The sequence below is a fragment of the Vreelandella lutescens genome (genome assembly GCF_014640815.1).
GTDB classification, from domain to species: Bacteria; Pseudomonadota; Gammaproteobacteria; order Pseudomonadales; family Halomonadaceae; genus Vreelandella; species Vreelandella lutescens.
In genome coordinates, this window is record NZ_BMHM01000003.1 from 606,881 (window position 1) to 630,022 (window position 23,142).

The 23,142-nt window shown below is 53.5% G+C and carries 20 protein-coding genes; 15 read left to right on the forward strand and 5 right to left on the reverse strand.

The annotated features are described in order from the left end of the window. Window positions 1-60 precede the first annotated feature (60 nt). Window positions 61-615 carry a retropepsin-like aspartic peptidase RloA3 gene (gene rloA3, locus IEW65_RS10340; protein WP_188639383.1) on the forward strand — a complete coding sequence of 185 codons (555 nt, stop codon included), beginning with the start codon at window positions 61-63 and terminating at the stop codon, window positions 613-615. 20 nt (window positions 616-635) lie between these two features. Here the strand turns inward: rloA3 and IEW65_RS10345 are convergent, their stop codons facing one another. After that, window positions 636-1,346, reverse strand: coding sequence for a 16S rRNA (uracil(1498)-N(3))-methyltransferase (locus tag IEW65_RS10345; RefSeq protein ID WP_188639384.1), 711 nt, complete (start codon window positions 1,344-1,346; stop codon window positions 636-638). 135 nt (window positions 1,347-1,481) lie between these two features. Here IEW65_RS10345 and phaR point away from each other — a divergent pair, with 135 nt between their 5' ends. The 5 genes from phaR (at window position 1,482) to IEW65_RS10370 (ending at window position 5,062) form a co-directional block, all read left to right on the forward strand. Further along, complete coding sequence (gene phaR, locus IEW65_RS10350) at window positions 1,482-1,946, forward strand: polyhydroxyalkanoate synthesis repressor PhaR (protein ID WP_188639385.1); 465 nt, start codon at window positions 1,482-1,484, stop codon at window positions 1,944-1,946. Window positions 1,947-2,015: 69 nt separating this feature from the next. Next, on the forward strand, window positions 2,016-3,302 hold the full coding sequence (purD, locus tag IEW65_RS10355; RefSeq protein ID WP_188639386.1) for a phosphoribosylamine--glycine ligase: 1,287 nt from the start codon (window positions 2,016-2,018) through the stop codon (window positions 3,300-3,302). Window positions 3,303-3,348: 46 nt separating this feature from the next. Beyond that, window positions 3,349-3,789 (forward strand): acyl-CoA thioesterase, encoded by a 441-nt coding sequence (locus IEW65_RS10360; protein ID WP_188639387.1) that lies wholly within the window; start codon window positions 3,349-3,351, stop codon window positions 3,787-3,789. Then, window positions 3,789-4,661 (forward strand): phosphoribulokinase, encoded by an 873-nt coding sequence (locus tag IEW65_RS10365; protein ID WP_188639388.1) that lies wholly within the window; start codon window positions 3,789-3,791, stop codon window positions 4,659-4,661. The genes IEW65_RS10360 and IEW65_RS10365 overlap by 1 nt, the downstream gene beginning before the upstream one ends. A gap of 59 nt (window positions 4,662-4,720) precedes the next feature. Next, window positions 4,721-5,062 (forward strand): histidine triad nucleotide-binding protein, encoded by a 342-nt coding sequence (locus IEW65_RS10370; RefSeq protein ID WP_188639389.1) that lies wholly within the window; start codon window positions 4,721-4,723, stop codon window positions 5,060-5,062. An 84-nt stretch (window positions 5,063-5,146) separates the two neighbouring features. Here the strand turns inward: IEW65_RS10370 and ettA are convergent, their stop codons facing one another. The 4 genes from ettA to IEW65_RS10390 form a co-directional block, all read right to left on the reverse strand. Then, a complete protein-coding gene (gene ettA, locus IEW65_RS10375; protein ID WP_188639390.1) occupies window positions 5,147-6,808 on the reverse strand; it encodes an energy-dependent translational throttle protein EttA in 1,662 nt (553 codons plus the stop codon). A 200-nt stretch (window positions 6,809-7,008) separates the two neighbouring features. Further along, complete coding sequence (locus tag IEW65_RS10380; RefSeq protein ID WP_044628513.1) at window positions 7,009-7,221, reverse strand: PA3496 family putative envelope integrity protein; 213 nt, start codon at window positions 7,219-7,221, stop codon at window positions 7,009-7,011. A gap of 310 nt (window positions 7,222-7,531) precedes the next feature. Then, window positions 7,532-7,969, reverse strand: a complete 438-nt coding sequence (locus IEW65_RS10385) for a PAS domain S-box protein (RefSeq protein WP_188639391.1) — start codon at window positions 7,967-7,969, stop codon at window positions 7,532-7,534. Between the two features lie 185 nt (window positions 7,970-8,154). Next, on the reverse strand, window positions 8,155-9,468 hold the full coding sequence (locus IEW65_RS10390) for an MFS transporter (RefSeq protein WP_188639392.1): 1,314 nt from the start codon (window positions 9,466-9,468) through the stop codon (window positions 8,155-8,157). Between the two features lie 125 nt (window positions 9,469-9,593). Here IEW65_RS10390 and IEW65_RS10395 point away from each other — a divergent pair, with 125 nt between their 5' ends. The 9 genes from IEW65_RS10395 (at window position 9,594) to IEW65_RS10435 (ending at window position 23,120) form a co-directional block, all read left to right on the forward strand. Continuing rightward, window positions 9,594-9,863 (forward strand): Rdx family protein, encoded by a 270-nt coding sequence (locus tag IEW65_RS10395; protein WP_188639393.1) that lies wholly within the window; start codon window positions 9,594-9,596, stop codon window positions 9,861-9,863. Beyond that, window positions 9,860-10,747 (forward strand): DMT family transporter, encoded by an 888-nt coding sequence (locus tag IEW65_RS10400; RefSeq protein WP_188639394.1) that lies wholly within the window; start codon window positions 9,860-9,862, stop codon window positions 10,745-10,747. The genes IEW65_RS10395 and IEW65_RS10400 overlap by 4 nt, the downstream gene beginning before the upstream one ends. 269 nt (window positions 10,748-11,016) lie before the next feature. Further along, entirely contained in the window at window positions 11,017-12,825 is a 1,809-nt protein-coding gene (locus tag IEW65_RS10405; protein WP_188639395.1) for a TolC family outer membrane protein, read from the forward strand. Window positions 12,826-12,948: 123 nt separating this feature from the next. Continuing rightward, window positions 12,949-15,147, forward strand: coding sequence for a type I secretion system permease/ATPase (locus IEW65_RS10410; RefSeq protein WP_229755530.1), 2,199 nt, complete (start codon window positions 12,949-12,951; stop codon window positions 15,145-15,147). Then, window positions 15,147-16,577, forward strand: a complete 1,431-nt coding sequence (locus IEW65_RS10415) for an HlyD family type I secretion periplasmic adaptor subunit (protein WP_188639396.1) — start codon at window positions 15,147-15,149, stop codon at window positions 16,575-16,577. Before IEW65_RS10410 ends, IEW65_RS10415 begins: the two co-directional genes overlap by 1 nt. A 194-nt stretch (window positions 16,578-16,771) precedes the next feature. Next, window positions 16,772-17,200 (forward strand): response regulator transcription factor, encoded by a 429-nt coding sequence (locus IEW65_RS10420; RefSeq protein ID WP_229755531.1) that lies wholly within the window; start codon window positions 16,772-16,774, stop codon window positions 17,198-17,200. After that, window positions 17,200-20,319 (forward strand): UDP-N-acetylmuramoyl-tripeptide--D-alanyl-D-alanine ligase, encoded by a 3,120-nt coding sequence (locus IEW65_RS10425; RefSeq protein WP_188639398.1) that lies wholly within the window; start codon window positions 17,200-17,202, stop codon window positions 20,317-20,319. Before IEW65_RS10420 ends, IEW65_RS10425 begins: the two co-directional genes overlap by 1 nt. A 73-nt stretch (window positions 20,320-20,392) precedes the next feature. Beyond that, complete coding sequence (locus IEW65_RS10430) at window positions 20,393-21,334, forward strand: hypothetical protein (RefSeq protein WP_229755532.1); 942 nt, start codon at window positions 20,393-20,395, stop codon at window positions 21,332-21,334. A 10-nt stretch (window positions 21,335-21,344) separates the two neighbouring features. Then, the gene (locus tag IEW65_RS10435) at window positions 21,345-23,120 is read left to right on the forward strand and encodes an ABC transporter ATP-binding protein (protein WP_188639400.1); all 1,776 of its coding nucleotides are present in this window, start codon (window positions 21,345-21,347) and stop codon (window positions 23,118-23,120) included. Window positions 23,121-23,142 lie beyond the last annotated feature (22 nt).

Sequence of the window (23,142 nt, forward strand, 5' to 3'; positions counted from 1 at the left end):
TTCATCGCTGCGCCAACCTCTCCAATCATGTCGTCAATTCCTCACCAAGGATGAGTTGCAATGGGAAAAACGTTTCTAGGGGTATTAGGGGCCAGTGTACTGGCCGGTTCCTTGCTGGTCAGTGCGACCGCTCAGGCTGAAGATAACGTCTTTGGCTGGGTCGAAAATGCTTACATAGAGCCGTGGGGCATTGCAGTCAAAGCTAAATTGGATAGTGGTGCGCTGACGTCATCACTAGACGCTCGCGATATTGAGATGTTTGAAAAGGACGGTGAAGAGTGGGTGCGCTTTCGTCTGAAGCTAGAAGACCAAGAAAGTGGTGAGACGTTTAGCGACCAAATTGAGCGTCCTCTCTATCGCGAACAAACCGTGCGTGGTGCAGGTGGGCGTGACGAGCGCCCTGTGGTGCTGATGGATGTGTGCATGGGGGACACCGTTTACGAAGAGCAGTTTAGCCTTCGTGATCGAGAAGAGATGATTTACCCGCTGCTGTTAGGGCGGCGTACCATCAGCCACCTGGGCCTGTTAGATGTGCGCAATACCTTCTTGCAGGAACCTGGGTGTGGGGAAAATGCTGCTTATGTGCCCCACGACCCAGAAGACGACCAGTCATAAACGTTTGAGATAGACGTGCCTTAGAACAGCCGTGATAGCAGCGCTGTCACGGCTGTTTCTACGCGTAGGATGCGAGGACCTAGGTGCATGCCTTCGCAGCCTGCGGTGATTAATTGTTCCACTTCCCACGGTATAAACCCGCCCTCAGGGCCAACGAGTAGTAGCGTTGGCTGATCAATGCCGCGTGGGCAGGCATTTTCCATACCGGGGTGTGCTACTAAACCTCGCCGCTCGGCCAGTAATGCGGGTAGCTGTTCCTCCATAAACGGCCTAAATCCTTTACACAGTGCGACGTAAGGTAGCTGTGTATCACGCGCTTGTTCTAACCCCAGCACCAGGTGCTGGTGGATCTTTTCAGGCCGCAGTTCTGGCGACTGCCAGTAGCTTTTTTCTACCCGTTTGGTATGCAGTAGGGTGATCTCTTTCACGCCTAGCGCTGCCACGTGTTCCAGCGTTCGTGCCAGCATGCGTGGACGGGGTAGGGCCAGCACAAGGTGAACGGGAAGGGCGGGCGGCGGAGGCTCATTAAGATCTTCCAAGGCAAAGAGCGCTTGGGTATGGCTGAGTTCTACCAGCGTGGCTTTCCCCATGGCACCGCCCTGAATGCCCACTGTTAGGCGGTCGCCCTCATTGGCGCGGTGCACTTCATGCAGATGGGTCAGGCGTCGCGCATCGGTAATACGAGCGTGGTGACCGTCGACCTCGCTCTGATCTAGCAATATCAAATTCATAATCGTCGTCTATTGGTCATAGGAAAGGCGTGCTTAACGTCACTAATCCGCTAAGCTGGCTTGCATGGGCGCGTGTTGCAGGCACAATAGCAGCAACGGCGACAAAAGCCTCTATCGCGTTTAAGGAGATGCGCTGTGCGCGTAATTCGTAAGTATGCCAACCGCAGGTTGTACGACACTCAACAGAGTCGCTATGTCACTCTTGAGGATTTGCGGTGTTTGATTATTGAAGAAGAGCCCTTTCGCGTTGAAGATGCCAAAAGTGGCGAAGATCTGACGCGTACCATTTTGCTGTCGATTATTATCGAACAGGAGCAGGCGGATAGTGAAGCTGAAGTGTTCTCTAACGACCTGTTGGCGCAGTTGATCCGCGTATATGATATGTCTTCGCCACTACCGCTGGCGCGCTACTTAGAGCAAGGAACGCAGCTTATGTTAGAGCAGCAAAAGCGGATGCAGTCTCAGTGGCAGCAGGCGATGCGCCACTCGCCCATGGAGTTTATGCGTGAGCTGGCTGAGGAGAATATGCGCTTTTGGCAAAATGCGCTCAACCAGCCCACCCAAACAGATGATGATGACAAAACGGATAAAGGTTCCTAACGCCACCTTGTGAAGTGTGTTGTGGCATAATGCCGCCCATCGACGCTCTCCCGTTTAAGAAGGATACCCATGAAAGTTTTGATGATCGGTGGCGGTGGCCGCGAACACGCTCTTGCTTGGAAGCTGGCACAATCTAATGACGTAGAGCAGGTCTTTGTTGCACCTGGTAACGCAGGCACGGCGACAGAGCCTAAGCTGACCAACGTAGCGATCAACGCGACTGACCTGGATGCATTGGTGGCTTTTGCCCAGCAAGAGAGCATCGCGTTGACCGTGGTTGGCCCTGAAGCCCCGCTGGTGGAAGGCGTCGTTGATCAATTCCAGGCGGCTGGCCTGACCATCTTTGGTCCTAGCCAGCGTGCGGCACAGCTAGAAGGTTCGAAATCGTTCACAAAAGATTTTCTTGCCCGCCATCACATTCCTACGGCCGATTATCAAACGTTCACGGCTGTAGAGCCAGCTTTGGCGTATTTAGCGGATATGGGCGCGCCCATTGTGATCAAAGCGGATGGCTTAGCGGCAGGTAAGGGCGTGATTGTTGCCATGAGCGAAGTGGAAGCCGAAGCGGCGATTCGCGATATGCTTGAAGCTAACGCTTTTGGCGACGCAGGCGCACGAGTCGTTATCGAAGAGTTTCTTGAAGGCGAAGAAGCCAGCTTTATTGTCATGGTGGATGGCGAAAACGTTGTTCCCATGGCGACCAGTCAAGATCATAAACGCGCCTACGATGGCGACACCGGTCCGAATACGGGCGGTATGGGGGCTTACTCCCCGGCTCCCGTGGTCACACCAGAAGTTGATGCTCGGATCATGGAGCAGGTGATCTTGCCTACCGTGCGTGGTATGGCACAAGAGGGCAATGACTATACCGGCTTCCTATATGCCGGATTAATGATTGATCCGGAAGGCAGTCCCAAAGTGATTGAGTACAACTGCCGCTTTGGCGACCCAGAAACTCAGCCGATCATGATGCGTCTGACGTCTGATTTAGCAGCGCTGTGTTTGGCAGGGGCCAAGGGAGAATTGGCCGGCAAACAGTGTGAGTGGGATAGCCGAGCGGCGGTAGGCGTCGTGCTGGCAGCGGGCGGTTACCCCGGTAGCTACCGCAAAGGCGACGTGATTCACGGCTTGCGCGATGCTGAACAGACACAGTGCAAAGTATTTCATGCGGGTACGGCGCAAAACGCGGCGGGTGAAATCACCACCGCTGGTGGGCGAGTGCTGTGTGTCACGGCGTTGGGCGATACCGTTTCGGCTGCCCAGCAGCAAGCGTATCAAGGAGTGAAAGCGGTTCACTGGGACGGCGTTGAGTTCCGTCGGGATATCGCGTTTCGTGCTATCGCGCGCGAGCAGTAACGCCCCACTTTTACGGTCACATCGTCACCCGGCAAGGAGTAGAGCAATGGAGCGTGTTTCGTTGGACTTCCCTACTGCAGCGGTTATCCATCGTCATCCGCTAACAGTGCGGGTGACTGATATGAACTATGGCCGCCACTTGGGCCACGACGCGCTGGTCTCACTGCTTCATGAAGCTAGGTCGCACGCATTTGCCGCCCTTGGCCTGCCAGAGTGGGATATGAGCGGCTATCCCAGCGTTGTTGTGGATTTGGCGGTTCAGTATCAGCAGGAGGCTCGTTTTCCTGATGCGCTGGTGATTGAAACAGCGGTGCCCGACCCAGAAGGCAAAGCCTTGACAGTATATCAGCGCGTGACTAAGGCCAAAACGGGCGATGTGGTCGCCACCGCACGGATCAACAAATTACTGTTAGATCTGGCGGTGGGCCGCCCGGTGGCCATTCCCGATGCAGTGAAACAAACGCTTGCTGATGCAAGGGAGGGGTAATGTCCCGAGAATATCCCATCATTGCAGTAACGGGTTCGTCGGGTGCGGGTACCACTACTGTACGCCGTAGCTTCGAGCGCATGTTTCTACGTGAAGATGTGCATGCGGCGATGGTGGATGGCGATGCGTTTCATCGCTATACCCGCGATGATTTAAAGCGCATGTTTCGTGAAGAGCCGGAACGTAAAGATGAGCTGTCTCATTTTGCGGTTGAAGCCAATTTGCTTGATCGCCTGGAAGGGCTGTTTATCGAGTATGGCGAGCACGGCACCGGCACCTTCCGGCACTATATTCACGCGGAAGATAAGCAGAAAATCGAGGCTGGGTATCGGGTAGGTACGTTCACCGAGTGGCAATCTTTACCTTGCGGTACCGACCTGCTCTTCTACGAAGGATTGCACGGTGGGTTAGTGACTCAAGAGTACGATATTGCCCGCCATGTCGATCTACTGGTAGGGGTGGCACCCACCATGAACCTGGAGTGGATTCAAAAAATTGACCGCGATACCAAGCTTCGCGGCTACTCTCAAGAAGCGGTGATCGATACCATCCTTGGCCGTATGGATGACTACGTGCGCTATATTCAGCCGCAGTTCTCTCGTACCCATATCAATTTTCAGCGTGTGCCTACGGTCGATACGTCCAACCCCTTCGAAGTGCAGGATATCCCAACCGATGCGGAGTCGTTTGTGGTCATCCGTTTCCGCGACCCATCGACGGTGGATTTTCCTTGGTTGCTAGCGATGATCAAAGACTCTTTTATGACTCGCCCGCACACCTTGGTAGTGCCAGGGGCGCGTATGTCGCTGGCGATGGAGCTTATTTTGGCGCCGCTGGTTCGCCATTTGCTATCGCAGCGCCGTTTTCGCTAACGGGGTAAGCGGGGCTGCCTTTTACCGATAATAAACGCGCCAAACCTAAGGAGGCTGCGATGGAGTGCCTGTTCTGCAAAATTATTAACCGCGAGATTCCCGCTGATATCGTGTTTGAAGATGAGCACGTACTGGCGTTTAATGACATTAGCCCCCAAGCGCCGACGCATCAGCTCATTATCCCTAAAAAGCATATCTCGACGCTTAACGATATTGCTTCTGATGACTTAGCCCTCGTGGGCCGCTTGCAGCACACCGCCGCACAGCTTGCCAAGCAGCAGGGGTTTGCGGAAGACGGCTATCGGGTAGTGATGAATTGCAACGAAATGGGTGGGCAGACCGTCTACCATATCCATATGCATCTCATGGGTGGGCGTGAGTTTACCTGGCCCGCTGGCTAAACTGTCTCGACAGTTAGCGCCATAAAAAAAGCCCTGCGACGAACAATGTCAGCAGGGCTTTTGCGTTGTGCAAGGCTTACAACATTAGGCGTCGATGCGCTTGTACTTCATGCGCTTCGGTGTGTCGTTGCCAACGCGTTTCTTGTGATCTTCTTCGTATTCGGTGTAGTTGCCGTCGAAGAATACCACTTCTGAATCGCCTTCAAACGCCAGAATATGGGTCGCAATACGATCCAGGAACCAGCGGTCGTGCGAGATCACCATGGCACAGCCGGGGAAGGCGAGCAGGGCTTCTTCCAAGGCACGCAGGGTTTCGATATCCAGGTCGTTGGAAGGTTCGTCCAGCAGTAGCACGTTAGCGCCCTGTTTCAGGGTTTGTGCAAGCTGCAGGCGACCACGCTCACCACCGGAAAGCTCATCCAGGCGCTTTTGCTGGTCGTTACCTTTGAAGTTGAAGCGACCAACGTAAGCGCGCGAAGAGACCTCGTAACCGTTGATGTTCAGAATGTCTTGGCCGTTGGAAACAGCTTCCCAAACAGTTTGTTTATCGTCTAACGCATCCCGCAACTGTTCAACATGGGCGATGTCGACGGTATCGCCAATCACTACTTCACCAGCATCCGGCTGCTCTTTGCCTGTTACTAGCTTAAATAGCGTTGATTTACCGGCACCGTTACCGCCCACAATACCCACAATCGCCCCTTGTGGAATAGTGAAGGAGAGGTCCTGGTAAAGCAGTTTATCGTCAAAGCGCTTAGCAACGTTGTGGAACTCGATCACTTTATCGCCAAGGCGCGGGCCAGGCGGAATGTAGATTTCGTTGGTCTCGTTACGTTTCTGGAAGTCACCAGACTGCATTTCTTCAAAGCGATTAAGACGCGCTTTGCTTTTTGCTTGGCGGCCTTTGGCATTGCTGCGCACCCACTCAAGCTCTTGCTTGATGGCTTTCTGACGGGTCGCTTCTTGCTTCGCTTCCTGGTTCAGGCGCTGCTCTTTTTGCTCCAACCACTGTGAGTAGTTGCCTTCAAAGGGAATACCTTGACCGCGATCGAGCTCAAGTATCCAGCCCGCTACGTTATCGAGGAAATAGCGGTCGTGGGTAATAGCCACAACGGTGCCGTTGTAGTCGTGCAAAAAGCGCTCAAGCCATGCAACGGATTCCGCATCCAAGTGGTTGGTGGGCTCGTCTAGAAGCAGCATATCGGGGCTTGAGAGTAACAGGCGGCATAGCGCCACACGACGACGCTCACCACCAGACAGGTTGCCGACTTTGGCATCCCACGGTGGCAGACGCAGCGCCTCGGCAGCTACTTCCAGCTTGCGCTCAATGTTATGGGCATCAGCGGCTTCAATGATGTTTTCAAGTCGCGCTTGCTCGCTGGCGAGAGCGTCGAAATCAGCATCGGGTTCTGCGTAAGCGACATACACCGCGTCAAGCTTCTGTTGCGCCTCTTTAATAGCACCCAGAGCTTCTTCAACGGTATCCCGAACGTTTTTCTCGTCGTCTAGCTGCGGCTCTTGGGGCAGGTAGCCCACATTGATACCGGGCATCGGACGAGCTTCACCTTCAAACTCTTTATCGACACCGGCCATAATGCGCAGCAGCGTGGACTTACCGGCACCGTTCAAGCCCAAGACGCCGATCTTGGCACCAGGGAAGAACGAGAGCGAGATATCCTTGAGAATTTGCTTTTTGGGAGGCACTACTTTGCCAACCCGATTCATGGTGAATACGTATTGCGCCATGGAAATCCGTTAGGTTGTGGTAAAAGCGAGACCAGCATTATGCTGGCTTGGTGCACAGATGATAGTGCCCAGCGCGTCTAAAGGCCAGCAATGCAGCGGAGCAAGTCATGCAGTGTGAGGTCAAAACGGAAAGGGGCACTCGTTTGGGTGCCCCTCGGGTTCTATCCACCTTGGAAAACGCTTAGTAGGTTGGCAAGGCGTTACTCTTCTTCATCCCAATCGTCTTCAATAGCACGCTGTAAGCGGCGTTCTTCAAGCCACGCTTCCACCTGACGGCGAGCGCGAAGCGTATCCGCTTTACTGGGTTTGCTTTTACCGTAGTGATCGTCGTTGACCGCATCCAAGTTATCAAACTCGTCAGCATCAAGCCCGTCGTTGGTGTAGGTTTCACGATTTAAGGGGTCACGGCTCATGGAATGCCCTCCAACCCAAGCCGGCGCACCGGCATCACAACGGCTCCTTGCTCCACCTCAACACAGGGTTTCGACAGAGCGAGAAGCGCCTAACGCTCATTAAGCGCCTAGGCGCTATATAGCGCCACTGAGTTTGAAGTTCAAGCTTTTTTGTAAAATAGCTGTATAAAAGCACGTGCTCGCATGGGCGTGTACTTCGCAAGGCGTCTTTTTGCCGCTAGCGCTGAGCGTTTAGCCAATCGATGCGGTAGCGAGAGACTTTTTCATAGTTATGAAGGACATAGTTATGAATGACGTATAGGCTCTCGCGTTATTGCGCAAGCTCCTGCTGTTTCTTTAGCTCTGCGAGCGCGAGCTGCGCCTCAACGCGCTCCGTCACATCTTTTTGTACCCCAATGTAATACATGAGTTTATCGGCCTCATCGTACACTGGCGTAATGGATAGCTCGTTCCAAAACATTGTGCCGTCTTTACGATAGTTACGCAGTACCTCGCGAGACGGGCGGCCATCCTGTAGAGCTTCACGAATGGATGCTAATGCATCTTGATCACGGTCTTCATTTTGCAAAAAACGGCAGTCGCGATACAGAATTTCATCCGCACTGTAGCCCGTTAAACGTTCAAACCCTTTGTTGACGTAAATCAGGATGTTTTCGTCACCTTCCTGCTCTGCAACGACGATGCCATCTTCAGAAGCGTCAATAATTCGTTCGAGTAACTCCGGGCTTATTAAAGGAGATCGTTTCATCAATGGGTTCCTGTTGCTTCTCGTCTTTCTTCGCCATGGCGCTGTACGTCGGCGCGGGGCTCTCTTAGTGCAGGACGATGCAGTCTTTTACACCACCAAACAAAGGTAGAATAGCAAAAAAAAGCTAGTCACCGCGATTTGCTGTCCATCATGGCGAGCGTTGCTGAGCTTTGCAATGCGCAATACTATTCTGCCTCTGGTAATCGCTGTGCGCTTAGCATGGCACCTACCGCAGTCAGTGCTAAAACCACCAGCAGCATAGCGCTGCCCAGCCACTGTGCCAATGCGCCAATTATGCCGCCGACTACCAGCATGAGCACCCCGGTAAAGGTGTTAGAGAGGGCAACGTATAATGCGCGATTATCTTGGCTAGCAATATCTACCAAGTAGGTTTTACGTCCTAATCGAACGCCATGATGCACGATGACCAACAGCGAATAAACAACAGCGTAGGGCAGCACGCTTTGTGTCCAGCTACCCGGCCACCACGCCAATAACGCACCAAGTAAGCAGCAAATAGCGGTACCTATAGCCGCATCGCGCATGACACGCCTGCTGGATTGATCTGCTCGTTTCCCCCAGACGGGGCTTGCCACCATAGCGGCGAGACCTGAGACCACTACCAAAAGGCCTAGCCCGCCTAACTCCGTACCGCTTTGCTGCTGGCCCAGTAGGGCTAAGTAAGGTAAGGCTAGAGCGCTTGAGAGCAGCAGGGCTCTGGCAATGTTGAAGTGCAAGAATGTGCGGTCTTCATGCATCAGTGATAGCCCAAGTTTGATGCTGTCCCAAGCGTTTTCACCGCCCTCGACGGCGCCGGGTACTTCTCTAATTCGGGCGGCGCAGAAGGCATTCAGTAGCCAGCCTACGGCAGCTATAAGAAGGAGTATCGCCAGCGCTACATGACCGGGGCTATCGCCGAACCCTACTAATACGCCACCGGCGACCAGCGTGGCTGCGCCTGCTACGCTGCCGCTCCAGCCCATCAGGGTGCCTCGGCGGCGCTTAGCAATGGTTTTTCCAAGCACGTCCTTGGTGGCGATGGAAGATAATCCTCTGGCCAACGAGAGCAGAACCAGCGCTGACAGTACCAGTGTGCCACCCCATGCTCCACTGCCGGCAAGTGCTAATGCCGCTAACGCAGCAGCGGCGATGGCTTGTAGTGTGGCTCCCGCTACCCATACCCATTTGCGCTGAGGTTTCAAGCGAATAAAGCCAGCGACGAATAGCTGAGGAAGGAGGGCGCCTGATTCACGGATAGGGACTAAGAGCCCAACCATCCATACCGGAGCCCCAATGATGCCTAATAGCCAGGGTAGTACGAGGCGAGCGCTAGAGAGCTCATCTGCCAGTTTATTACCCAGTGATGCAAACAAGTGGAGAAAGAAGTTACGCGGTTGCTCTTGGCAGGCCTCGTCAGGGATGTCGTCGCACATCCGGCTATCGTCGTCGCCTGTTAGCCACTCGTACAGCTGCGTCTGTGAAACGTCTGGTTGAGACATGCTCAGTTCCTTGGCGGTTGCTAATATAAGATGACAGAATGCTTGCTTAGGATGCCACACAATGCTGCAAGTAAGCCGAACTGAAAGCGGTCGTGTGCAAAGGAAATCATGGATAAGGACTCGAAATGGCACGCATTCATATTCGCTACTGTACCCAGTGTCAGTGGCTGTTGCGCAGCGCGTGGTACGCGCAGGAGCTTCTCTCCACCTTTGGTGAGCAACTGACAGAAGTGGCGTTATCTCCCTCTCATGGAGGGACCTTTGAGATCTGGTGTGGGGAAAACCTGCTGTGGGAGCGTAAACGTGATGGCGGCTTCCCCGATATCAAAGTGCTTAAACAGAAGGTACGTGACCAGATTGATCCTGCCCGCGATCTAGGGCATATCGACCGATGACTCAAGACCAGCAGGCCTTACTTTACGGTCTTGGGGCAGTAGCCCTGTGGTCGACAGTGGCTACGGCCTTCAAGGTGGCCTTGGCTTGGATGAGCCCGCTGGAGCTAATGTGGATGGCAGCGCTGGTGTCATGGCTGTTGATGGGCGCGCTAGTGTTCAAGCAGGGCAATATGACGTTAGCACTTCGCCAAGGCTGGCGAACGGCGCTGTGGGCTGGCCTGATGAATCCCGTCGCTTACTATCTGGTGCTATTTGCAGCGTATGACCGTTTGCCAGGCCAAGAGGCTATGGCACTGAACTACACCTGGGCGCTTGCCATGGCGTTCCTGGCAGTGCCTTTGCTGGGGCATCGTCTAACACGCTTAGATATCACGGCGGGCCTGGTGGCTTATAGCGGCGTGTGGGTCATTGCGACACGCGGCCATGTTTTTAATGTCGCTTTTGAAGATCCCTTGGGCGTTTTATTTGCCCTCGCATCCACCCTGTTATGGGCGCTGTACTGGCTGCTTAATGCGCGGGATAAGCGGCAGCCCTTGGTGGGGCAATGGCAGAATTTTAGCGTGGGCCTACCTGTGTTAACGGCTTTGCTGCTATTTGGTCCTGGTTTTCAATGGCATGGATGGCCAGCATTGGGGGCGGGGGTGTATGTGGGCCTGTTTGAAATGGGAGTTGCTTTCATTTTGTGGCAAATGGCTGTCCAGAAAGTGTCGCGTACCGCCAAGGTATCGAACCTGATTTTTCTCTCTCCACCGGTCTCTCTTTTGCTCCTTTATCTGGTCGTTGGGGAGCCGATGTTGCCCTCTACGTTGGTGGGGCTGGTGCTTATTCTGTGTGGGTTGGTGATACAGCAGTTGCTTGGTGGGAAATCGGCAGCGTCGGACTAGTGTGTTTTTTTGAAGTCTTATTGTAAATTTTTGTGACTTTTGTTTTTATAGCTTGTCTCTGTCACTCATGCGATTAACTTAAGCTAATATCATTCATCTAAGGTGTTTTAATTAAGACAAAACCACCAATGATCTTGTGAAGCATGATGCTGTGTCGGCAGTGCTCAACGGGTAAGCAGCCCAGGGGGTAACAATGCGTTTGTGCGTTGTTGCAAAGGAAAGGCGACTTGCTCACCAGTAGCGAAAACGTTCATTAGGGAACTATGGCCATGAAAGACAACGTTACAACGAAACGCAACCCTCTCTTTTTACAGCGCGCTTTTCGACCACTGACGCTGACAACCCTCGTCTGCTTACCGCTTTCAGCGCTGGCTCAGCAGTTGCCTCCTACCTTGTACGCGCCGGGAAGCACCGACCTGACAAGCACCATTCAACAAACCATCGTCACGAACCCTCAGGTGAACGCGGCGTGGGCAAATTTTAGCGCAGCGGGTAGCGACGTACGGGTCGCTCAGGGCAATTATCTACCTTCTATCGATGTCACCGCGGCTGTTGGGCGCCAAGATCAGCAAAATGATGGCCGTGGTAGCTACAGCAGTGACTTTGCTGAACTCACCCTGACTCAAATGGTGTTTGATGGCTTTGCAACGCGTAGCGAAGTAGAGCGTCTAGATCGCACTCGTTTGATCGCTTATTTTGAACTGCTGGGTGCCAGTGAGACCGTGGCACTCGAAGCGTTCGAAACCTACCTAGATGTGCTGCGCTTTCGCGAAATGGTGCGCTTGGCACAAGATAACTACCGCGAGCACCAGCGTGTCTTCACTCAAATCGAAGAGCGTGCGCTCTCTGGTGCTGGGCGCGGCGTTGACTTAGAACAAATCAGCGGCCGTTTGGCGCTGGCTGAGTCCAACCTGATGACCGAAGCATCGAACCTGCACGATGTAACGGCTCGTTATCAGCGTATTGTTGGCGAACTGCCGCCGCAAAATATGTCCCCCGCGCCGACATTGGCAGGTGAATTACCTAATGATGTTAGTGAGGCCGTTCGTTTAGCCTTTGAAGGCAATCCTGATTTTCATGCCGCTATTGAGAATATTGCCGTTCAGCGTGCAGAGCAAAGCGCAGCCCGTGCTGCTTTTATGCCTCGGCTCGATATTCAAGGGCGTACTGGCACTAATAACCAAGATGACTCCATTGCCGGTCGAAGCGATGAGCACAGCATTCAGCTAGTGGCCAGCATGAACCTGTACCGAGGTGGTTCCGATAGTGCAGCGTTTGACGCTGCCTCAACACGTATTGAACAGGCAGTGAATCAACGAGAAGTGGCCTGTACCAACGTGCGTCAAACGACCCAAATTGCCTACAACGACACCCAACGTATTAATGAACAGCTGCGCTATCTAAACGATCACCGTCAATCCATAGACCGTGTGCGTGGTGCCTACCAGCAGCAGTTTGATATTGGCCAGCGAACGCTACTTGACGTCTTGGACAGTGAAAACGAGTACTTTGAAGCAAGCCGTGCTTATGCCAATGCCGAGTTTGATTTGACGCTGGCGCAGGCACGCACACTGGCGGCTATGGGCCAGTTAATGCAGACGCTTGAAGTCGTACGTGAGGATATCCCAAGCCTATCAGAACTTGGCTATGGGGATATGGCACAAGATCCAGAAATGGCATGTGCCACCGACGGTCCTCGTGGCTTCACCTTGGAAGACTTTACGCGGGGTATCTCCTCTGCACCTTTCGCTACGGATACGCCATCGAGTGCTTACGCAGCGAGTGAACAGCCGATCACCATGCCGGTAAATGAAACAGCCTTTGCGAGTGAAACGGTCGCTCCTGCAGCCGTAGAAGGCAGCCTCTATATTCAGGTGGCGTCGCTTGGAGCGGTAGAGCGTGCGGAGCTGTTAAGTGCCCAATTAAGCGAACAGCTGACAAGTCAGTCACGCGTGTATGCCGCTGCTGGAAACTACCGTGTGCAGTTGGGCCCCGTGGCATCGTTAACGGATGCGCAGGCACTGCAGCAAACACTCCAAGGAATGGGGTATGGGGATGCTTTCGTAACGAATGGCTAGCGTCATGATACTGTTAGGTAATGAGTATCGCTCGGAGCCTGCCGTTTTGATAACGGCGGGCTTGTGCACTCTACAGAGCGCGGAGATGAGCCGCTTAATGTGTATTTGGGCAATGAGGTCTTTGTGACACAGGCAAACCTGCATAATACAGATGCTGTTCACTCGCTTTCGGATGAGACTAGTACTTCCGAGCAAGAAACAGGGGATGAGCTACTGGAGTGTCTGAAAGCCATCGCCTCCTTTCATCAGCATGATGTTTCTTCAGAAGCTCTTCGGGCGGGTTTGCCGTTAGAGCAGGGACGACTGACTCCTTCCGTGTTTGGCCGGGCAGCCTCACGTGCTGGTTTATCGGCACGCATTGTCAAAAGTAGATTGTCTGGACTTAACCCTGCGCTCTTTCCTGCCATTTTATTATTAGAGCCAGGGCGCGCTTGTGTGCTGCTCGGGCTAGATGTCAAACAAAAAAAAGCCAGGGTTATTTTTCCTGAGCTCTCTGAATCCGATGTGGAAATATCTCTAGATGAGCTTTATACCGGTTACAGCGGTGAAGCCATTTATGTCCGCCCTAAATTTTTAGCCGATAACGCTTCCGAGCCTGGTGTCAAAAAACGCCGTGATCAGCACTGGTTTTGGGGCGTTATTCGAGAGAATCGACGGTTATACCGCGATATCGTATTAGGCTCCGTGGCGATTAACCTGTTCGCCATTGCAATGCCTCTGTTTGTACTTAACGTTTACGACCGCGTGGTGCCCAACCAAGCAACAGAAACGCTGTGGGTATTGGCGATAGGCATTTTTATCGTTCTCTGTTTTGACTTAGCTCTGCGACTGATGCGCAGCAGCTTTGTAGATCTTGCCGCCAGCCGGGCAGATGTCAAACTCTCTTCCGCGATTATGGCAAAGTCACTTGGGTTGCGTTTAGAGGAGCGACCCGCTTCGACGGGATCGTTCACCTCGACGCTGCAATCGTTTGAGTCGGTGCGTGCTTTTATCGGCTCTGCGACCATTTTAGGCATTGTGGATCTGCCGTTTGTGCTGATGTTTGCGGCCATTATCGCGCTGATAAACCCGTGGTTAGTGCTGCCGGTCTTGGTCGGGATTGTTATTGTTCTCTTATACGCCTTGGCCGCTCAGGGGAAGCTCCACGAACTCTCACAAACCACCTGGGAGGTCGGCGCACAGCGCAACTCGCTGCTGGTTGAATCCATCTCCCAATTGGAGAATGTAAAAGCACTGCGGGCGGAGAGCCGCATTCAGCGCCATTGGGAAAAAGCCTCTGCGTTTTTATCCAAGACGGGTGCCCAGCTAAAGATGGTGAGCACCTCGGTCTCTAACGTAGCGCAATGGGCCCAGCACAGCGTGGCTGTCTGCGTCATTATTGTGGGCGTCTACCAAATCATCGAAGGCAATCTCACCCAGGGCGGTCTGATTGCCGCTTACATGCTCTCTTCCAGGGCAATGGCTCCCATCAGTCAAGCCGCTGCGCTGCTGGCTCAGTACCACCAATCTTCTACCGCACTGGACTCCTTGAATGCGGTCATGGACAAAAAAGTGGAACGCCACGAAGGCAAAGCCTATGTGGAAAAGCCCAGTTTTGCGGGCAATATTCGGCTGGAAAAAGTGACGCTACGCTATCCCAACGAAGAGCGCGACGCCTTAAAAGATGTCTCCATCACGGTAAAAGCAGGCGAGAAAGTGGCGCTGCTGGGGCGTATTGGCTGCGGTAAGTCGTCACTCAATAAACTTGTGCTGGGTTTCTATCAACCTACGTCAGGCGCGGTACTGGTCGACAACGTCGATATTCGCCAGCTTGACCCCCTCCAACTGCGAAGGCATATCGGCTATGTCCCTCAAGATGTGAGCCTGTTTTCTGGCTCGTTACGTGACAACATCGTGGCTGGGGGTGGTAGTGAGCGCGTTGACGATGAGGCGTTACTGAGAGCTATTGAACTTGCCGGTTTAGAGTCACTCGTTAATAGCCATCCACATGGTGTGGACCTTCAAGTAGGAGAGCGGGGGCAGGCACTGTCAGGTGGGCAAAAACAGTCGGTCGCCATTGCGCGGGCGCTAGTACAAGATCCGCCCATCCTGCTGTTGGACGAGCCTACCAGCTCCATGGATAACGCGAGTGAGGAGGCGTTTAAAGCTAACCTGAAAAACGTGGCGGCTGGGAAAACGATCCTGGTGGTGACGCACCGCACCTCACTACTCTCTCTGGTGGACCGCATTATTGTGATGGATGCAGGTAAAGTAGTGGCGGACGGTCCGCGCGATACCGTGGTGGAAGCACTACGCAAAGGGCAAATCGGGAGGGCATCATAATGGCGCGTAAATCCTCCTCCACGTCCGAACAAAAAGGCTTTGAAGCGATTGGTCGTTTTTCAGAAAAGGGCCAAAAGCCGTTTCGCCCCTTTATGGATCGACTGTTTGCCAAGCGGGTCACATCCGCTCACCTGAACCGTGACTGGGCCAGCGACACTGACTGGGCGCGGATGCAACAAGAGCCCATTCGAGCGCGTTTGTTTCTCTATACCATACTGCTCACCATCATTGCGCTACTGGTGTGGGCATACTTTGCCGCCATTGATGAAGTCACCCGAGGGGCTGGGCGCGTCATTCCTGCGAGCCAGCTTCAGCGAATCCAGTCGTTTGATGGTGGGGTGGTCAACCAAATCATGATACGGGAAGGTCAGGTGGTCAGCGCAGGCGATGTGCTGATGCAAATCGACCCGACGCGTTTTGTGTCTGATTTTCGTGAAAACCGCGCCCAAGGTTTTGCCCTAGAAGCGCGTGCTGAGCGTTTGCGAGCGTTAGCCACCGGCACCGCTTTTGAGCCTTCAGAGGAACTCCGTCAAGAAGTGCCTAGCATCGTCATGCAGGAGCGAGAAGTTTACGAAAGCCGTCGTGAAGAGCTGCGTGAACAAGAGAATGTACTGCAAGACAGGATTCGTCAGCGCGTGCAGGAGTTGCGCGAAGCGGAGGCGCGTCGTGATACCGCCGGGCGTGAGGCGAGTATGGCAAGCCAAGAGTTGAATTTAACGCGCCCGTTGCTGGCATCCGGGGCGGTATCTGAGGTTGAAGTACTGCGACTGCAGCGTGAGGTATCTAGGGCAACGGGGGAGCGTAATCAATCAGATGCCGCTGTCTCTCGTTTACAGGCGGCGGTGGAAGAAGCCGAAACCCAGCTCCGCGAATTAGGCGCAGAGCGACGCAGCGAGTGGCGTAACGACTTAGCCCAAGCGCTGGGTGATCTCAACGCGCTTCAGCAGTCCGGTACGGGGCTGCAAGATCGAGTGCGGCTAACAGAAATCCGCTCACCGGTAGACGGTATTGTTCAGCGCATTCATATCAATACGATTGGTGGGGTGGCCCAACCTGGGCAAGAAGTCGTGGAAATTGTTCCCAGCGATGATCAGCTCTTGGTGGAAGCAAGGATTGCCCCTCAGGATATTGCTTTTCTTCATCCTGGCCAGCCCGCCACGATCAAGCTCACTGCTTACGACTATGCCATTTATGGCGGCCTGCAGGCCGAGCTTGAGCACATTAGTGCCGACACGATTACAGATGAAGAGGGAAACACCTTCTATCAGGTGCGCGTACGCAGTCTGGAAAATGAAAGCGTAGCGGATCGGTTGCAGGTAATACCGGGTATGACGGCGCAGGTGGATATCGTCACCGGTAAACGAACGGTGATGCAGTTTATGCTGAAACCTGTTTTGAGAGCGTGGCGAGATTCCATGGGGGAGCGCTGATGAAACATTGGTTTATAACAACGGATGGAAGTTTAAAGGCGCGGTGGAAAAAAGCGTTTCGAGATATCTCGCCGCTTTCACCTAATGCCTGTCATCAGGTAGCTACGGATGATCTCGTTTGGATTCCGACCACTTTAAATGAATGGCCTGCGCTGGTGACCCTGTTAGCGGGGCAGGGAGCCATAGTGGTTGTCATGAGCTACACGCCCGATGACCGTCAAGCGCTTACCGCTCTAGATTTAGGCGCACGCGGCTATGTTCATACTTTGGCTGCTTCCGAAGTGCTGAATCAGGTGGCCTTGGTGGTCACTAATAAAGGTGTTTGGGTAGGGCAAGAGCTGCTTACTAAGGTGCTGGCGGGGTCATTTAAGGCCCTTCAGCAGCGTGTGGAGCCTGATCGCTACCAACATAGCGAATACTTGGCGCTACTGTCAGAGCGTGAGCGGGGCGTCGCGCTGGCGGTGGCACGTGGTGCCACCAACAAAGAGGTTGCCCGCCAGCTGGATATTACCGAACGAACGGTGAAGGCACACATGAGCGCTATTTTCAAAAAGCTGGCCGTGCGCGACCGGCTTCAACTGATTTTGAAGTTAGCGCCGGTGGCTGAGCGTGTATCCCAGTAATGAGTGACCCTAGAACACAGGCGGCGCTAGAAAGCTTAGGCAGCACGTTAATGCCTATGTGGTTAAACCGGCATGCAGTACTACCAGCGTTCCAGCCACTGGTGTTGGTGTCGGTCAGTGATGGCCGTCAACGCGCCCAGGTCGCCACTGTATCGTTGGATGTGGCTAGCTTGCAGGAAAGCCGCTGGTCAGCGTTATGGCCTACTTTATTGCAAGCGGTGAATCGGCTACAGCATAAGTTTCAACACCCTCTGGTGTGGTGTCGAGTGGAGTGGCCTTTTGCGGTACGTGAATGGCACTGGGTTGACTTCAAGCAAGAGCTTAAACGTTACAAGCGTAGCTACTTTCGCAGCGGCTTGGCGTTTGGAGGTAAGCGCGAGCCAAGGCTGCTGTTGAGCGAGATGGAGCTGAACGCCAATGCCTGCCTGTATGCGGGACACCAGGTGGGGCACGCGGATATTCATCAGGCGCACCTTGAGCGCTATTTCAAGGCCCGCCATGGCTCCAGCCAAATGCCGAGCTTTGCGGATGATATGCCGGTCTGGAGTTTCTCTACCGCAGGGATGTTTGTCGATCTCAGTGATGAAGCGCCAAGCGTTCATGTGTTGAGCACCCAGCCGCGATGCTGGGGCCGTCGAGAGGTCGCTCCTTTAAGTGCTGCTTCCACAGCAGCGCTCATTGCACGTTCTACCCGCTTTTTAGGCCAACAAGTAAAGCCGGATGGTCGCTACGTATATGGCTATTTTCCCTGTTTTCATCGTGAAATCGGCACTTATAACGTGCTTCGTCATGCCAGCAGTACTTACGCCCTACTGGAAGGCTATGAAACGTGCCGTGCCCAACAGTTGCTTGATGAGGGGCAGCTAGCGCAGTTACGCCAGCAAATTAGCGCTGCGCTCTCAAGTCTGTGCGCCCAAGATATTATTCAGCGCGAAGAGGCAGCTTACGTTGTTGATACGGGCAACCTGATTAAACTGGGCGCCAATGCGGTCGCTATTCTTGCTCTCGTTAAGTATCAGCAGGTGATGGGTGATGAGCGCTATGCAAGTGTGGCCAGTGCGCTGGCACTGGGCATTGTGCGTATGCAGGAGCCTGACGGAAGCTTTGTCCATGTTCTGAACGCGGATGATTTGTCGGTTAAAGAAAAGACGCGGATTATCTATTACGATGGGGAAGCCGCGTTTGCGCTGATGCGGCTTTATGGGCAAACCCAACACCGCCCGTGGCTGGACTGTGTGGTGAAAGCGTTTGATTTTTTTATCGCCAATGGTCATGAGAAAGCTCACGATCACTGGTTGGCTTACTGTACGAATGAGCTATTGGCGTATCGTCCAGAGCGTCGCTACTTCGACTTTGCCGTACGCAATGTCGCGGGGTATGTTGATTTTATCCGTGATCGCATCACGACTTTCCCCACGCTCCTTGAACTCTCTATGGCGTTTCATAAAACGCTGCTAAAGCTGGAAAGCGTGCCAGAGTTCGCTGATGTGCTGCATCATTTTAACGTTGATGAGTTTTATCAGGCCCTGCATACCCGAGCTAACTACCTGCTCAATGGTTTTTTCTGGCCAGAAGTGGCCATGTATTTTAAAGCTCCTCATACGGTGCTTGATGGTTTCTTTATTCGCCATCATGGCTTTCGGGTACGTATCGATGATGTTGAACACTACCTTTCTGGTTTAGTGGCTTATCAACAGATGCTGCTACATGGGCGGCAGGCGAATATCCGACAACCTGGACAAGGCATATTAGATGCTGAATCTCTGGTAATGGTAGCCAAAGGCCATTGGAGCGAGGCACCTCCGGCAGGTTGGCAGGCAGAGGGACTATGCTGTCAGCCATCGCTGTTTAAATCGGGCGATATCGTTGTTGCGCGTGGTAAATCCGAGGTGGGGTTTTTATCTGCTCCAGCGGTACAGTCACTGGTGGAAAAAGGTGCTTCTGCAGTGCTGTGTGAAGAAGCTAGCGCGTATCGTGAGACAGGCGTTCCAGTGCTTCAGGTAGATGACGTACGCAAAGCAGTGCTAGCGATTGGCCAGCACCAGCGTCGGCAGTTTACAGGACGAGTGGTCGGTGTCACCGGTAGTGCGGGGAAGACCACAGTAGTGGCTATGCTGGCGCATGCATTGCGTAGCGACAAAGCGGTCGGGTATAGCCGGGGAAGCGCAAACTTACCGGTGGGGGTTGCCTGGAATCTCGCTTCCATGCCACAAACGGCACAGTACTGGGCGGTCGAAATGGCCATTGGCTCCATGTTGGTTAATACCGAGCTGGCACGACCTGATCTCGCGATTATTACCAACATTGCTGCTTCTCATCTTATTTACCACCGCTCTCTGGATGAAATCGCTCGAAAAAAAGCCCATATATTCAAGAGAATGTCGCCAGGAGGCGTCGCCATTCTCTATCGAGATGGTGCCCATTATGAGTATTTGGCACAGCAGGCGACACACCATCGTTTAAACGTCATCAGCTTTGGGGAGCACGCTGAGGCAGATATACGGCTGGTGCAGTACACCGAGAAGGCTGGCCTAGTGAGCATTGATGGTGCTTTATACCCCGTGACTCTTGGCGCTGCCGGGCGTCACATGCTGCTGAACGCAATGGCAGTATTGGCTGTGGCACGGCACGATCATGTAAATATATCGGCGGTGATCGAGCGCTTGAGTACTTTTCAGGCAGTTGCCGGAAGAGGTGAGGTCAAACGTCTCCACCACCAGGGCATGCCCATCACGGTGCATGATGAAGCCTACAATGCGAACCCCCTCTCGATGGGGATGGCCCTAGAAACCTTTGCTTCACTGCCTGTTCAGGCTGACGAAAAACTTGTGATCCTTGGGGATATGCTAGAGCTAGGCGAAGAGGCTGACACCTTGCATCTTGGTTTGGCACCTCACATCAGCGCAGTGGGTGCCCGCCGAGTGTTGTTATGTGGCCCGCTGTGCCAAGCGCTGGTGCCGGCATTAGGCGGGGAAGCCAACGGCGTCTTTCATTACCCTAACGTCGTAGCGCTGAAAGAGGCACTCGTGCAGCATTTACGACCAGATGACAACGTGCTGGTAAAAGCGTCTCATGGGGTGGGCCTTTATTCGTTATTGGCTGACTCTTTTCGTGACTAAACCCTGGTGGGTGATCGTGCTGCGGGCGGGAGCGCTGCTGCTATTCTGCACTGTGTGGAGCGTAGCACCTACCATGGCACAGCAGACGGTAGCGTCTCAGTCTGCTGGTACCTGCCATCTCTTATCGCGTGAGCCCCCCTTATCTTTGTTGCCAGCGCCGCAAGGGGATGCTGTTAGCGAGAAAGGCGTGCACTTTTTTGTGGATGCCTCTTACCAGAGTGATATTGATCCCGTGCAGCGTGAGGACATAGAGCGGCAGCTAGCGGTAGCGGATGCGCTCTACCAGGAAGTGCTTCGCCTGACACCGCCGCTGCAAATGCCCCGCTACCAGCAGGCCGATTTTATAATGGTGATTCTCCGCACCGACCAAACCCGTGGCGGACAGGCCTACGACGAAGTGGTTCGCAACCCCTCGGTGCCAGAGTGCCATATCCGTATGGCGCTGGGTGGGCAAGTGGATGCAGCCCACAATCTCACCCCTGCCCATGAGCTTTTCCACCTCTATCAGAACGCCCATATGATGTTTAAGCAGGCTTGGGTGCATGAAGGGCTGGCTCGATGGTCGGAATCGCTGCTCCGCGGGGATGGCCATTCAGGGCCAGCACTACCTGCCGACAGAGACGCGTTGGAAGCGGTCATGCAATCCTCTTATTCTGCGGTCGCTTTCTGGCAGCGGCTGTTTTATCTGACAGACACTCAGGGCGATGTTGCTGTTCCTGAGGCGCTGGTCAGCCAGCGCTATCACAACGGTCAACCCATCGTGGCCTTGGGCCGCCTTTATGGTGCTGACTTTATGTCGCACCTGTTCGCTGAGCTACATCAAGCAGGGGTAGCGGTGTCTTATCGAGAACAGTGGCCCATCTATGGCTGGGCCGAGTCAGAGCAGCGCAGCCCAAGGCATAACCCCGCTATCCTTTCCGCTCTATATAAAGCCGTGTCAACGTATCTCCCGGTAGCATCACAGCCAGATGAATTGCGGGCGTTTATGCAATTAATTGCCCCTCTTATGGAGTAGTCAGCCGCTCATGTCAGGAAGAGAAGGGCAAGCCGTCCACCGAGCGCACATACGCGCGTTGATGCGTGCACTGGCCAGTGAAGTGCTATGGCCATTTCGCTGGCGTGTGCTGACCATCCTCATGATGCAGGTGGCGACCCAGGTGCTCTTGTTAGCCAGCCTGGTCCTTCCATGGCAGCTTCTTCAGGTGCTGATGACTGGCCAAAGCCGCCTGACGGGATGGATGCCCGGTATCCACAGTGATCAAGATCAAATCGCTATTTTGTTAGCGTTAGCTGTTTTCTGCTTTTGTGCTTACGCTCTACTGCAGTGGCTGATAAGACATGCCATCGCACATTTTGCCAGTGCCATACTGCAATCCCTAAATAAAACACGTCTGGTTGCCAATCACCGTTTGCTGGGCAATCGTGTACTCACCGTTGTGTTGAACGCGTTGTCTTCTTCGGTGATTGCTCTGCTGTTTTGTTGTGTGATTGCCCTGTTGCACCCGCTGCTAGCGTTACTAGCGGCCATATGTGTGCTGATATTGGCAGCTGTGGTTATGCACTACTACCGCTATGAAAAGGTACAGATCATTCAGGATACGTTGCAAAGCAATGTCCTCACCGTGATCAATATCAGCTTTGCGTTAGGCTTTTCGATCCTCGTGCTAGATTATCTTTACGGATCTGTTCGTCCGCTGTTAACGCTTTTTATTTTACTTATTTCAATGCGCCAAATGATGGCGGCCAGCTTGAATGGGTTAGTCAACTTCCTGGGTGTTGTCAAACATTTCCAGTCGATTAACATGCTATTGCTGCCGCGTGACCGGCATGTTTCGCTGTTAGAAACCACCGACTTTGTAAAGCGTTTTGAATCCAACACCCTGCCACAGTGGCTAACAGCATGGATCGCGGAACGTTATGGCCACCACATGTCGTATCACATCATCGAGTGCCGACTGTTACATGGGCGTTCGGTGGCACAGGTGTTAATACAGGTTATTGATGAAAGCGATTGCACTTACTACTGGCTGTTGAAATGCTACAAACCGTCACGGGAAAATGAAGCCTTACATGAAAGCGCACTTTTAACCGAAGTGGGTGGACATCGTATGGATACACAGCAGACGGTGCCGATGTTGTGTGACCACGGCCGATTGCCTTGGTGCTATTACCTCCTCCTGGAGATGGGAGAGCAGCAGCCCAGGTGGCTAAATTCCGAAGAACGTAAGCCTTGGATGGCAGTGCTGCGCCAAACGCTTATGAAAATGCCTTTATCGAATGCGCTGCGCACGCAATACATGGCTACTTTTGCTTCCCTGCCAGAGCGCATGAAAAAAATAGAGGCCAAGCACTTTGGCTACTTAACTCACGATGATCAGCAGGCCTTTCAAGTAGAGCCCTTTATGCAGCGTTGGCCCTATATCATTGCCGCCGTGGAAAAAGTGCCTTACTGCCTCACCCTTCATAATCCGAGTAGTGCCCGCTTAGCTATGCTTGGAACACATCCACTTCTGCTGGATTGGCAGGGATGGAGCTATGACTCTTTGGGGGCCCACTGGCCGCTTTCCGCCAAGCTATATAAAGAAGTATTGGAGGTGGTGAGTGCTCAATGGCCACAACTGAGTGAAAGGCAGGAGTGGTTAGCGCTCTCTTCACCGGAAAGAGCTTCTCATTACATTGCCTTAGCCGCCCGTGCCCATGAGTTTTGCCAGCGTTGCCAAACCCACAACGACTCAGGTGCCCTGAATATGCTGAATGGGATCATCAAAGCCTACGACGCTATGAGTGGGGTAAACACATAAATCAACGCCTCTAAGTACCCGC